The sequence below is a fragment of the Calidifontibacillus oryziterrae genome (assembly GCF_000331575.1).
Taxonomy (GTDB): Bacteria; Bacillota; Bacilli; order Bacillales; family Bacillaceae_J; genus Calidifontibacillus_A; species Calidifontibacillus_A oryziterrae.
On the sequence record NZ_ANOK01000006.1, the window covers coordinates 22,368 to 35,380 of the forward strand.

The window sequence follows — 13,013 nt, forward strand, 5'->3', positions numbered from 1 at the left end:
GTATGAAAAAAATCGGTAGGTGAAAATAATGAGATCAAAACTTATTTTAACGCTAGCTATTATTATGGGGCTAATTACAACATATTTATTTTACAGCTATACAAAAAAGCTAGATCAGCAAGTTGTAATGAATGAAAGCGTTGTTGAGGTTGTTATAGCGTCTCAACCGTTAAAGGTTAATCAAAAGCTCTCAAGTGATATGTTCGAATATATTGCAGTTCCAGAGACTGGGCTTCATCCCCAGGCTATTAAAGACATTTCCGAGGTAGATGGAAAATTTATTACGGCAAATATAGAAAAAGGGGAAATTATCCTTTCTCATCGTTTGCAGGATCAAAAGACTGAACAGCAATTTGTGTCACGCAAAGTAACCGAAGGGTATCGGGCAGTGTCGATCGGTGCCAACTTTGTCCAATCAGTATCAAACTTAATAGAACCGGAGGATTATGTGGACGTCATTTTCACTGAAGAGGTTAAAAATCCTGGCGAGCAAGAGAAAATGTTTGTATCGACACAATTATTACAGAAAGCACGGGTACTTGCTGTTGGTAGAAGAATGCTTGAGTCCGTACCTGGAGAGGAGTATGTGGAATATAGCTCGGTTACGCTTGAGCTCTCCCCTGACGATGCAGTCAAGGTGGTGAACGCCTCTCAAAAGGGAACGCTACAATTTACACTTCATTCTAGAGTAAAACCACCAGAGGAGGTGGGAACAAATGGAAGTGAACAACCTTCAGCCGGAAATTAACAAAGCTAAACGAGGTGAAATGATCGCAGTTTGTAGTGCAAAAGGTGGAGTTGGGAAAACATTATTGAGTGTAAATCTCGCCGTATCGTTATCGAAAAAAAACATACAAGTGACATTGGTCGATGGAGATTTTCAATTTGGTGATGTAAGTATTGCGATGGATTTACACACTACCTTTAGCATAAAGGATGTTATTGAAGAAATCAGTCATCTCGATCAATTTAGCTTGGCCAATTTTTTGAATCGTCATGAAAGTGGTGTAAAGGTACTAGCTGCTCCAGAACGCCCTGAGCATGCTGACCTTATTACGCCAGCGATCATAAATAAAGTCATTGATTTATTATTAATCCAAAACGATTATGTCGTTGTTGATACTGGTGTAGGGTTGCAAGACAAGAGCCTTACTATTATTGAAAAAGCCGACCAAATAATCGTTGTGACAAATTTGGAGATGACTACATTAAAGAATACAAAGTTAATGTTAGAGACCCTTGACATTCTTGGAATGCGCGACAAGGTTCAGGTCGTTATCAATCGTTCCACCATGGAAAGTGTGATAGAGGCAACAGATGTTCCTGATATTTTAGGAGAAGAAAATCCTATCTATATCCCTAATGATTTTCAAACGGCGTCACAGTCATTAAATATCGGTGTTCCATTTGTTAGCAATCAAGGGAAAACTGAAATTGCCAAGGCTGTATACAAAATGGCAGAACAGCTTTCAAGCAGAAGGGAAATTACAATGTTTAAACCCAAAAGCCCTTCAATCTTTACTAAGTTTCTCTCTAAAGCAAAACGGACAAAGGAGGGGATCTAAGGATGAGCTTACTTGAAAAAATTCAAGCAAAATCAAAGGAACTGGAAGAGAAGAGTCCTAGTTTAGTTGAAGAAGAAGTAAAGGATGTAAAACCATATAAGCGTGATTTAGTTTCGTCGTTCCGAGAGGCACGTACAATAGAAGCGAAACCAAGTGTAAAACGAAATGAAAGAAAGCCGGTCAATAAACATCAAGAGCTTAAAAATCTTTTACACAAAAAAATATTAAATGATCTCCAAACAGTGGATATAGCAGAAATTGTACCGAAAATAGATGAAATGGCAATCGAAATTATTAAAGATGATGAATCGTTCCGTGGGAAAATAGACCGTAAGAAGGTTGTCGAAGAATTAATCAATGACTTAACAGGCTTTGGGCCAATTAATCCACTCTTACTTGATCCCGATATAACAGAGGTGATGGTTAACGGCGCTAGTCAAGTTTATGTTGAAAAAAAAGGAAAGATCTTCTTAACAGAAGTCGTATTTAGAGATGACGAGCATGTTATGAATGTAATTGAAAAAATCGTTGCCCCGATTGGAAGAAGAATTGATGAATCTAGCCCAATGGTAGATGCGAGATTACCAGATGGCTCGCGGGTAAATGCAATTATTCCACCCCTCGCCTTAAACGGGCCAACGATTACGATACGGAAATTCTCACCAGATCCTTTCGATATCGAGGACTTAATAAATTTTGGAACGTTATCACAAGAAATGGCGACTTTTTTAGAGGCTTGTGTAAAAGCTAGGTTAAATATCTTTGTTAGTGGCGGTACCGGTTCTGGTAAAACAACAACCCTAAACGTTTTGTCAAATTTCATTCCGTATGATGAACGTATTATCACAATTGAGGATTCAGCGGAATTACAGCTTGGACAAGAACATGTTATATCCTTGGAAGCGAGACCAGCCAATATAGAAGGAAAAGGTTCGATTACTATTCGTGACTTAGTGAAAAACTCACTGAGGATGAGACCTGACCGTATTGTGATCGGTGAGGTTCGGAGTGGTGAAGCATTAGATATGCTTCAAGCAATGAATACTGGTCATGACGGTTCACTTGCAACAGGTCACTCCAATAGCCCACGTGATATGATTTCTCGCCTTGAAACAATGGTTCTTCTCGCTGGCGTTGATCTCCCTATCAGGGCAATTCGTGAACAAATTTCTGGCGCGATTGATTTGATTATTCAGCAATCAAGGTTAAAGGATGGGAGTCGTAAAATTGTAAATATTACTGAAGTTCAAGGATTAGAAGGTGATGTAATTGTTCTTCAGGATATTTTTACGTATAAGCAAGAAGGTATAGATGCTGAAGGAAAGGTCATTGGCAAATTAGTTCCGACAGGCGTTCGCCCGAAATTTTATGAAAGATTAGAAAGCTCAGGTATTCATATTCCTGCTAGTGTGTTCATTGATCGAGAGGAGTGGACATAATGGAGTGGGTTTTGCTAGTTTTCGTTATGTTTACATCTTTTTTATTTTTTATTGCGATCCTGCAGATTCTTTTTTTATCAAATCGACGAATGGAAAAAAGAATGAAACGATATTTGGAAGTACCAAATCGAAAAATGCTCGATCCAAAAAAATTCAATTTGATTTTGCAGCTTCAGCTTACAAAACAAAAAGTGCGAAAGAAAATGTTAACAAAAGGAAAGACAGAAAAATTAGAGGCTTTGCTAAAAAGAGCTGGAGTACCGCTTAAACCTGAAGAATATATAATGTTTCAATGGATCATGATGGGACTCATAGGAGGGGTATTATTTTTACTATCAGGGAAGGGACTATTTTTAATTGTTGGTTTTTTCTTAGGGTTCATGATACCACGCTGGTGGCTAAACAAAAAGCAGCGTGATCGTGTTCGCAGCTTTAATGATGGCTTAGCAGACACAATTACAACTATTGTTGGTTCATTACGGGCAGGATTTAGCTTTCCCCAAGCATTAAAAACTGTAGTTGAGGAAGCTCATTCACCGATTAAAGAGGAAATTGAACAAGTGGTAAAAGAAATGCAATATGGAACAAGCATGGAGGATGCTCTTCTAGATTTGAAGGAGCGGATGCCTAGTGAGGACTTGGATTTAATGATTCAAGCAATTTTAATCCAAAGACAAGTGGGTGGGAATTTAGCGACTGTACTAGATAAAATTGTTCAAACTATTCGCGATCGAACTAGAATCGAAAGGCAAATCCATACATTAACAGCACAAGGCCGGCTATCGGGCATTGTGATTGGTTTACTACCAATCATCCTAGGTTTCGTTATTTATTTGATTGAGCCAGGCTATATTGGCCCACTTTTTGAACATCCTATTGGTCTTTTGATGGTTGGTGGTGGGGCTATTTCAGGTATTGTAGGGTTTATCATGATCAAAAAGCTTACAACGATTGAGGTGTAACCAATGTTGTATTTTACCTTTTTTTGTACCATCACTTTACTTATTTACTTTTTGTTTGTATTACGAAGTGAAGTAAGGGAAAAACTGCGGCGAAGAGTTGCTGTATTTTTAAATCATGGGAACGACGAAGGAAATGTAATAACCAAAGCAGAGAAACACCAGGGAGAAACGTTGGCACAACGGGTAATTTTACCTTATTGGCTTGAGTTTAAGCGCAGCTTTAAACGGAGAATGCCTGGGGAAAAAGAAGCAAAGCTTGAGATTAAGTTATTACAAGCAGGTAATCCATTTGGAATGACTCCAGTTGAGTTTCGGTTACTACAAATAGCACTATTTTTGACAATGCCATTTTTGTTTGGTGGCTATGGGTTTTTGCTAAAGGCAAATGTTGTCGGCATTGTAATGTTTGTTCTTTTAGGGATTATAACAGCAATTTACCTTCCACATTTTTATATTCAATTAAAAACGAAGGCAAGGAACAAATTAGCATTACGTGAACTTCCTGATGTTCTTGATTTGTTAACCGTAAGTCTAGAGGCAGGTTTGGGATTTGATTCTGCTCTCGGCAAGGTGGTTTCCAAAAAAGATGGCGTCCTTTCGAGTGAATTTCAGCGATGTTTAGAAGAAATTCGCTTAGGAAAAACAAGACGTGAAGCATTACGAGGTGTTCGTGAGCGCCTAAAGGTTGAAGAAATTAGTGTTTTAATAAGTAGCATTTTGCAGGCGGAAAAGCTAGGGATAGGTATGGTTCAAGTGTTACGAATCCAATCTGCTGAAGTGCGTGAGCAACGGAAGCAACGTGCTGAAGAAGAAGCAATGAAGGCTCCGATCAAAATGTTGTTTCCACTTGTCTTGTTTATCTTCCCAAGTCTTTTTATCGTTTTACTTGGACCAGCTGTAATTGAGTTTTTATTGACGTTTCAGGATTAGTCACGTAAAAGCCTCATAATTGCCGAAAACTGTGAATATATTTTACAAGGTAAATATTAAATTCGGAATGGGGGCTTGAACGGGAGTGCAATTTTATTATGGTCAACAAATGCCTCTACGCCTTTTAGACGAGGCCGAGTTTTGGAAGCATCAGGAGGAGGAACATACAGTTGTTATTCGTGAATTAGTAAAAAATTTGGAGAAACCTTATGTAGATGCATTAAAAAATTGGGAAAAGGCATTAAGTGACACACATCAACACGTCGTGCGTTTTATTGAAACGGTGACGAGGTCTGGAAATGTAGTTACACCTTCACTTCACCAGGATGTACTACAATTAATAAACTTTTGTTTGCAACAAAGCTTGAAATTTATTGAGTTATGCAGACAAATACGGGATGAAAGTAATGTCATTCAAAATAATTTGACTGCTAAAGTTGTACTCAATCATATTATTCGAGAATCTGAGTATTTCATTGGCATAGCTCAAACGATTTTATATCAAAAATAGCTGTCCGCCTTATGGCTGACAGTTTTTTTTCGTTTTTAGCTGTTGGGGGAAATTACGTAATTTTCTAATGAGTAAATTTGATGTAACATAGAGAATAATAATTTGAAAATGGGGTGGAATGATGAGATTTGTTACTGCGGAAACAAATGGAGAAATTTTTGTTGGGGTTGTTCAGGAAGATTCGTACCAAGTCATCCATTTACGGAATGCTTTTCAGTCAATAAACAGTGACTTCAATATGCCAAATACATTGATTGGTTGTATCACCCTCGGTGATGAATTTATTAAGGAAGTTAAATATTTATTAAGTAAATTTGATAGCATGCAAAATCATGATGTCAATGGGTATTTATTTGCTTTAGACGATGTAAGGCTACTTGCCCCAATTCCTCGTCCTTTGAAAAATATTTTTTGTGTGGGGAAAAACTATGCTGCCCATGCAATAGAATTAGGGAGTGAAAAGGATATCCCAGAACACATTATGCTGTTTTCAAAAACACCTACAACAGTTATTGGACATGAGGATGTTGTCTTAAATCACAGAAATGTTACAGATAGCTTAGACTATGAAGGCGAATTAGCTGTCATTATTGGGAAGAAAGGGAAAGGGATTACGAGGCAGGATGCTATGGATTATGTCTTTGGCTATACGATTGTGAATGACATTACGGCGCGTGATATACAGGAACGTCATAAGCAATTTTTATTAGGGAAAAGCCTCGATTCATCTTGTCCGATGGGACCATATATTGTACATAAGTCGCTCATTCCAAATCCAAGCAAAGTAAATCTTGAAACAAAAGTGAATGGAGAGGTCAGACAATCTGCGAATACAGAGCAATTTATCTTTGATATTCCTACAATTATTTCTACCATCTCCCAAGGAACTACTTTAGAACCTGGAGACATAATTGCAACAGGAACGCCTGCTGGGGTTGGGAAAGGTTTTAAGCCACCGCGCTATTTACAACCTGGAGATGTTGTTGAAGTGACAATCGAAGGGATAGGGACATTGAGAAATACGATTGAAGAATGATTATGGTGGTTGACATTTGTTGTTTAAAAATCTGATATAGGGTTGTTGGTATCCTTAAATGAAAAAAACTGAGTGAGGATTTTCCCCTTCACTCAGTTTTATTGTATTTACACTGAAAGTACGTTACGAATTTTTTCTAACGCCCAATCTAAGTCTTCTTGCGAGATAATTAAAGGTGGGGCAAATCTAATAACATTATCATGTGTTTCTTTACATAATAATCCTTGTTCCTTTAGTTTTTCACAATAGCTACGTGCAGATTTCGTTAATTCAACACCGATGAATAGTCCTTTGCCGCGAACATTTTTTATGATCGGATTGTTAATCTTTTTTAGCTCTGAAATCATGTATGTTCCAAGCTCAAGTGAACGGTCCGAAAGGTTTTCGTCGATTATTACGTCTATTGCTGCAATCGATACAGCACACGCCAGTGGATTTCCACCAAAGGTTGAACCGTGAGAACCAGGTTCAAATACGCCAAGTATATCTTTATTTGCTGCTACACAGGAGATTGGCATTACTCCACCGCCAAGTGCTTTACCTAAAATATAAACATCAGGTGTTACATTCTCCCAATCACATGCAAAAATCTTTCCTGAGCGACCGAGTCCTGCCTGAATTTCATCCGCCATGAAAAGAACGTTATGTTCTTTGCAAACCATGTAAGCTTCTTTTAGGAAGCCTTCAGGTGGAATAATGATCCCTGCTTCACCTTGAATTGGTTCAATTAGAAACGCTGCTGTGTTTTTTGTTATGGAAGACTTTAAAGCATCAATGTCACCGTAGGGAATAATTTTGATTCCGGGAAGCATCGGTTCGAATCCTCGTTTGTATTCTGGATTTGAGGATAATGAAACGGCGGTCATTGTTCTGCCATGGAAATTATTTGAGCAGGCAATAATTTCTGCTTGATTTTCTGGTACACGTTTTATATCATATGCCCACCGTCTAGCAGCCTTGACAGCAGTTTCAACTGCCTCAGCACCTGTATTCATTGGTAAAACCATTTCTTTTGTAGTTAATGTCGCAACTTTTTCGTACCAAGGACCAAGCTGGTCATTATGAAAAGCACGAGAAGTTAAAGTCACACGATCGGCTTGAGCTTTTAAAGCTTGTATGATTTTTGGGTGCCTATGTCCTTGGTTGACAGCAGAATAGGCGCTAAGCATATCCATATATTTTCTTCCTTCTGGATCTTCAACCCAAATGCCTTCTGCCCGTGAAACTACGATTTGGAGTGGATTATAATTAGTTGCACCAAACTTTTCGGTTAACTTAATGATTTCTGTCGTTTTCAAAACTCTCCCTCCGTTCTATTTATGTAATTTCTTCCTTATTTATTTTAACATTTTCATATAGAAAGTAGTTATTTTTTGAGTTTATCCCCTTAATGTGTATAATGATAGTTGCAACCTTGTTTATTATTAATACTATTATAGGAGGGAATAGTTTGACACATGCTCATGTTACAACTTGGTTTATTGCAGTAATCTTATTTTTTGTTAGCTATTCGATGCAAAAAAGCGGGAAAGAGCGACCTGCAAAAATTATGAAGATGATTTTACGTCTTTTCTACATACTAATTTTGGCAACAGGTGCCCATTTATTTGGGGTGTGGGCTACAAGGCTTGGAGCTAATATCATAACATCCCATGTTTTGATTAAAGCTATTTTTGGTTTATGGGTTATTTTCGCAATGGAATTTGTTTTAGACAGGCTTGCGAAAGGAAAACCAACGGGCATATTTTGGGCTCAATTTGTCATATCGCTTTTACTAGCAATGATTTGGGGATGGGTTGTTATTTAACAAGGCTGCGAGTGCAGCCTTGTTAACATTCATTAGTATTTCCGTCACTGTTGCTTTGTAAAAATGAACAGATCAATCTTTTTCCATCACTCTTCGAAAATTCAAATCGGTCAGTTAATTCATGGCCTTTTCTAAAGAAGTAATGCTGAACAACACATATTTGCTCCTCGTTGTCAAAAATCATCACATTCATACCTTCCTTTTTGTCTCTTTTTTGTAAAAAGACAAGATAGTTGTGACAATAAATGCAATCAAAAAGTGAATATGATAGTTCATTTAGAGTTTTAACAAAATTCAAGTATGATTGATCATTAAGTTCCTCGATTAATGTTTTAAATGAATATGTTAACTTTTTATTATATCTAATGCGATCACCGTTTTGTAAATAATGTATGTCATTTTTTATATATATAATTGTATTATCAATTAGTGTTCCCTTTTTCCATTGATCATTTATGTATACTTCTACTTCATCACCTAATTCCTCAAGTTCAAATGCTTCTTCATTTGTTTCATCGAAAAATATCCATTCGTTTCCAATGTATTCGATTGTACCCTCAATAAAAGCTCTTTCTTGAAGAGGAATGATTTCAAGTCGTTTTTGAAAATTCATGTTCATAGTTAAACCCCTTTAACAGTAACTTGTTTCATTAACCTAACTTTTCCATTTTATTTCATTTCTATCATGGCGCTATTTTGAAAAAAAATACAAGCAATAGCCTTTTTTGGTAACGAATTCCTAATGCGTATAATGAATATCCTTCACGTTTTTACTGATACTACAATTGTAAATTTATTTTTTACATTGATTTTATTTAGGAGGTAAAAACATGACTGTAGCTACACAGGTCAAACAAACATTAGCGGGGTTAAAGAGTGCCCAAGCAAGCTTTGAGACGTTTGCTCTACAAACTGAAAACAAATCAGCAAAGCAGTTATATCAAAATGCTACCCAACAAACTCAGCAAATTGTTGACACTTTAAATGCTCGTATGACAGAACTTGAAAACGAAGAACCACAATATAAAAGCTAATTTTTTTGTAAAAGGTTGGTTACTATAGCCAACCTTTTGAGTCCTTGAATCAATACATATGTCTGTTTAAAGGATGATTATATGAAAAAAACGATATTCATACTTATGCTCATACTTCTAATAGGCTGTAACCAAAATCAGGGCCAAACAAATCTTTATCGGACAAATACGAACCAAACTTATGATTTACAAAATACTAAAGTGATCGAAGAAAGTACAGACGCAACAGGACAAAAAGACAAAGGAAGTAATCAAGAGAATGTTAGGAAAGCAGAAAATTTGCTGTTAAGTCAAAAGGAAGTGAAAAGAGTAAGAATTGTCGAAGGGAAGAAGCTTCTAATTGCAGCAATTGAATTAAATCATTGGAATACGTTCCAATCAAAGAAACTAACAAAGGAATTCAAAAAAAAGCTGGAGAAAGAAATTCCATCCAAAAAAGTCGAGGCTACAACTGATCATAAAATTTATCTAGAAATAGAGAAACTACTAATAAAAATAGAAAACAATGAAATATCAAATAAAGAACTTGAAAAAAAGTTGAAAAAATTACAAAAGCTAATGAAGGAACAAACGTAATCCGTAATCCGTATTTAAGGGGATGCTGTGAATGTCTAATAAAAAAATGAAAAATTTAACACCAACCATGCAGCAGTACAAACAATTTGAAAAAGAAAGGGAAACGAAACGACCTGTTGTAAAAAACTGTATTCGTGCATTTCTAGTTGGTGGATTTATTTGTTTAATTGGACAAGTAATTCAAACTTTTTTTATGAGGTATTTTAATTTTACAGAGCAAACGGCTGGGAATCCTACAGTAGCAGTGCTTATTTTCATTACTATGTTGCTAACGGGGTTTGGTGTATACGATCGAATTGCCCAATTTGCTGGCGCCGGAACAGCAGTCCCTGTTACTGGGTTTGGGAATGCTGTAATATCTGCGGCAATTGAACATCGTACAGAAGGCTTGGTGCTTGGTACTGGCAGTAATATGTTTAAACTGGCAGGTTCTGTCATTATGTTTGGTGTGGTTTCTGCATTTTTCGTTGCCTTAATTAAAACAATCTTAATTCAATGGGGTGGTTTGTAGATGTTAGTGGGGCACCGAACCTGGATTTTTGAAAATAAACCTGTCATTATGTCTACCGCAACCATTGTTGGACCATTTGAAGGGAAAGGTAATTTGACAGGCGATTTTGATATTGTTCATGATGATCTTTGGCTTGAACAAGATTCCTTTGAAAAAGCTGAGAAAGTGCTGTTGGAGGAATCATGTCAGACAGTGATTTCAAAAGCTGGATTAACAAAAGAGGATATTCAGTTCTTTTTTTGTGGAGATTTAAGTGCCCAAATAACTTCAACTAGCTTTGCAGCAAGGACTTTAGGAGCACCATATTTCGGACTATTTGGGGCATGCTCAACTTCCATGGAAGGGTTGGCATTATCCTCTTTTATTGTAAATGCAAAGGGTGCTAAATATGTGTTAACTGGCGCTGTCAGTCATAATGCAGCGACTGAAAAGCAATTTCGCTATCCAACAGAATATGGTGGGCAAAAACCGCCAACAGCGCAATGGACCGTAACAGGAGCAGGTACAGCGATTATTACTGATGTGGGAGAAGGACCATATGTAACATCTGCAACTATCGGTAAAGTGATTGATATGGGTCTTTCCGATCCCTTTAATATGGGAGGGGCGATGGCTCCTGCTGCAGTAGATACGATTCAAACGCATTTACGAGAAAGAAATGTTCCGGCTTCCTATTATGATTTGATAGTAACTGGTGATCTTGCTCATATCGGTCGAGAGATTGCGTTAGATTTGCTTAATACGCACGGTATTGGTATTACTGAAAAAATGTTTAAAGACTGCGGTTTAATGATATATAGAGAAGGTCAACCTGTACTAGCTGGTGCAAGTGGGGCAGGTTGCTCAGCTGTTGTCACGTATGGCCATTTATTAAACGAAATGAAAAAAGGTACACTAAAACGCATTTTGGTTGTTGCAACAGGTGCATTGTTATCACCTCTTACTTATCAGCAAAAAGAAACGATCCCATGTATTGCTCATGCTGTATCGATTGAAGCGGAAGTTGGCACTGGAGGTGGCTTGTAAATGATAATTTACTTTTGGGCATTTGTTGTTGGCGGTTTGATTTGTGTGATTGGTCAAATTATGTTTGATGTTTTTAAACTTACTCCAGCTCATACGTTAAGCTCACTTGTCGTAGTTGGAGCAATACTAGATGGTTTTGGACTTTATGAACCATTAATCGAATTTGCCGGGGCTGGTGCTACAGTGCCAATAACAAGCTTTGGGAACTCCTTGGTTCATGGTGCAATGGCCGAGGCTGAGAAGCATGGACTAGTTGGGGTTTTGACAGGTATGTTTGAGGTAACTAGCTCAGGTATATCTGCAGCAATTGTATTTGGATTTATTGGTGCCATTTTATTTAAACCGAAGGGTTAATAGTAAGCATTAAGCTTTGATTTTTATTTTTATCAAATTTTTAAATACCGATTCATCAACACCAATATCATTTCGTAAAGGAGTGTTTCACCAGTGACGGTTGGTTCTCAAGTAAAGCAATGTTCCTATAGTCTCAAAAGTGCCGAGCAAGGTTTAATAAATCTTTCAGTGAGGACACAAGAGGAGGATGCGCAAAAAATTTTAATTGAAGCAGCAGCAATTTTAGGTGAAGTTATTACAGATCTAAATATACGGGTAGGTCAGTTGGAATTTGAAGAACCACAATATAAGGGCTTTTAATTAATGGAATGGAATATGTAGAGTATTAAGTCTTATATTTTAGTTAGCTTAAAAAGGAGTTAAGTAATAATGGTTAATTGGGTTGAAATAATTTTACGAACCATCGGTATGCTAGTATTATTATTTTTCGCCGCAAAAATATCCGGAAAAAAGCAAGTAGCACAGCTTTCCTATTTTGATTATGTCTCAAGGATTACTCTTGGAGGAATAGGGGCAGTCTGTGCCATTGATTTGCGGGTTAATTACTTATATGGAATATTAGCTATTTTTACTTGGGTAGGAATTACATATGTATTGGATTTAATTGCGGTTAAAAGTAAGGTTCTACGAGACTTCATTGATGGGAAAGGAACTGTATTAATAAAAGATGGAAAAATAATGGAGGATAACTTAAAAAAAGAGCAGTTTACAACAGATATGCTTTTAAAGCAGCTCCGATCGAAAAATGCGTTTAAGGTTGCTGATGTTGAGTTTGCTGTATTAGAACCTACCGGAGAATTAAATGTATTATTAAAACACGACCGTCAGCCTGTCACTCTGAAGGACTTAAATATTAAAGCACCAAATGAAAAAGAACCGCAGACAGTCATAATGGATGGTGAACCATTAAATGAACCGTTAGCAACTCTTGGTCTAAGCCCGGGCTGGCTAAAGGGTGAGTTAGATAAATTAGGAGTTGCGATTGAAAATGTATATTTAGGTCAAGTTGATTCTTATGGACAATTAACCGTTGACTTATTTGATGATAAAATCCAAGTACCTGCCCCTACTGAACGACCGCTTTTGTTTTCAACTATAAAAAAATGCCAAGCAGATCTAGAACTTTTTGCACTAGCTACAGAAAATGAACAAGCAAAACAAATGTACGGAAAAAATGCAAGAAAAATAGAAGAAGTCATTGAAAAACTAAAACCAATTTTACAATAAATGGAGGGACACAGAGGTGTCCACAGAGGTGTCCA

General features: G+C 37.0%; 17 protein-coding genes. 15 read left to right on the forward strand and 2 right to left on the reverse strand.

What is annotated here, in order from left to right; translation table 11 throughout:
• The first annotated feature begins 28 nt into the window (after window positions 1-28).
• From cpaB to D612_RS0105880, 7 genes are all read left to right on the forward strand, one after another.
• Window positions 29-748, forward strand: coding sequence for a Flp pilus assembly protein CpaB (cpaB, locus tag D612_RS17960; RefSeq protein ID WP_017754556.1), 720 nt, complete (start codon window positions 29-31; stop codon window positions 746-748).
• Complete coding sequence (locus tag D612_RS0105855; protein ID WP_017754557.1) at window positions 717-1,565, forward strand: AAA family ATPase; 849 nt, start codon at window positions 717-719, stop codon at window positions 1,563-1,565. Before cpaB ends, D612_RS0105855 begins: the two co-directional genes overlap by 32 nt.
• Window positions 1,566-1,567: 2 nt before the next feature.
• Window positions 1,568-3,004: a CpaF family protein gene (locus D612_RS0105860; RefSeq protein WP_017754558.1), complete on the forward strand. Its 1,437-nt coding sequence runs from the start codon at window positions 1,568-1,570 to the stop codon at window positions 3,002-3,004.
• Complete coding sequence (locus D612_RS0105865; protein ID WP_017754559.1) at window positions 3,004-3,966, forward strand: type II secretion system F family protein; 963 nt, start codon at window positions 3,004-3,006, stop codon at window positions 3,964-3,966. Before D612_RS0105860 ends, D612_RS0105865 begins: the two co-directional genes overlap by 1 nt.
• Before the next feature lie 3 nt (window positions 3,967-3,969).
• The gene (locus tag D612_RS0105870) at window positions 3,970-4,896 is read left to right on the forward strand and encodes a type II secretion system F family protein (protein ID WP_026092409.1); all 927 of its coding nucleotides are present in this window, start codon (window positions 3,970-3,972) and stop codon (window positions 4,894-4,896) included.
• An 85-nt stretch (window positions 4,897-4,981) separates the two neighbouring features.
• Window positions 4,982-5,407, forward strand: a complete 426-nt coding sequence (locus tag D612_RS0105875; protein WP_017754561.1) for a DUF2935 domain-containing protein — start codon at window positions 4,982-4,984, stop codon at window positions 5,405-5,407.
• Between the two features lie 121 nt (window positions 5,408-5,528).
• Window positions 5,529-6,443 (forward strand): fumarylacetoacetate hydrolase family protein, encoded by a 915-nt coding sequence (locus tag D612_RS0105880; RefSeq protein WP_017754562.1) that lies wholly within the window; start codon window positions 5,529-5,531, stop codon window positions 6,441-6,443.
• A 107-nt stretch (window positions 6,444-6,550) separates the two neighbouring features.
• On the opposite strand, the gene D612_RS0105885 is transcribed toward D612_RS0105880, so the two are convergent.
• Window positions 6,551-7,741, reverse strand: coding sequence for an ornithine--oxo-acid transaminase (locus D612_RS0105885; protein WP_017754563.1), 1,191 nt, complete (start codon window positions 7,739-7,741; stop codon window positions 6,551-6,553).
• Between the two features lie 152 nt (window positions 7,742-7,893).
• Between D612_RS0105885 and D612_RS0105890 the strand changes: the two genes are divergently transcribed.
• Window positions 7,894-8,250 (forward strand): YisL family protein, encoded by a 357-nt coding sequence (locus D612_RS0105890; protein ID WP_017754564.1) that lies wholly within the window; start codon window positions 7,894-7,896, stop codon window positions 8,248-8,250.
• A 22-nt stretch (window positions 8,251-8,272) separates the two neighbouring features.
• Here D612_RS0105890 and D612_RS0105895 read toward each other — a convergent pair whose 3' ends face one another.
• Complete coding sequence (locus D612_RS0105895) at window positions 8,273-8,869, reverse strand: DUF2777 family protein (RefSeq protein ID WP_017754565.1); 597 nt, start codon at window positions 8,867-8,869, stop codon at window positions 8,273-8,275.
• Window positions 8,870-9,080: 211 nt separating this feature from the next.
• Here D612_RS0105895 and D612_RS0105900 point away from each other — a divergent pair, with 211 nt between their 5' ends.
• The 7 genes from D612_RS0105900 (at window position 9,081) to D612_RS0105930 (ending at window position 12,978) form a co-directional block, all read left to right on the forward strand.
• On the forward strand, window positions 9,081-9,284 hold the full coding sequence (locus tag D612_RS0105900) for a DUF1657 domain-containing protein (protein ID WP_017754566.1): 204 nt from the start codon (window positions 9,081-9,083) through the stop codon (window positions 9,282-9,284).
• 81 nt (window positions 9,285-9,365) lie between these two features.
• On the forward strand, window positions 9,366-9,860 hold the full coding sequence (locus tag D612_RS0105905) for a YhcN/YlaJ family sporulation lipoprotein (protein WP_017754567.1): 495 nt from the start codon (window positions 9,366-9,368) through the stop codon (window positions 9,858-9,860).
• A 31-nt stretch (window positions 9,861-9,891) separates the two neighbouring features.
• Window positions 9,892-10,371, forward strand: a complete 480-nt coding sequence (gene spoVAC, locus D612_RS0105910) for a stage V sporulation protein AC (protein ID WP_017754568.1) — start codon at window positions 9,892-9,894, stop codon at window positions 10,369-10,371.
• The gene (gene spoVAD, locus D612_RS0105915; RefSeq protein ID WP_017754569.1) at window positions 10,372-11,397 is read left to right on the forward strand and encodes a stage V sporulation protein AD; all 1,026 of its coding nucleotides are present in this window, start codon (window positions 10,372-10,374) and stop codon (window positions 11,395-11,397) included. It abuts the gene before it with no gap.
• On the forward strand, window positions 11,398-11,751 hold the full coding sequence (spoVAE, locus tag D612_RS0105920) for a stage V sporulation protein AE (protein ID WP_017754570.1): 354 nt from the start codon (window positions 11,398-11,400) through the stop codon (window positions 11,749-11,751).
• A gap of 93 nt (window positions 11,752-11,844) precedes the next feature.
• Complete coding sequence (locus D612_RS0105925; RefSeq protein WP_017754571.1) at window positions 11,845-12,051, forward strand: DUF1657 domain-containing protein; 207 nt, start codon at window positions 11,845-11,847, stop codon at window positions 12,049-12,051.
• Window positions 12,052-12,120: 69 nt separating this feature from the next.
• Complete coding sequence (locus D612_RS0105930) at window positions 12,121-12,978, forward strand: DUF421 domain-containing protein (protein ID WP_017754572.1); 858 nt, start codon at window positions 12,121-12,123, stop codon at window positions 12,976-12,978.
• Window positions 12,979-13,013 lie beyond the last annotated feature (35 nt).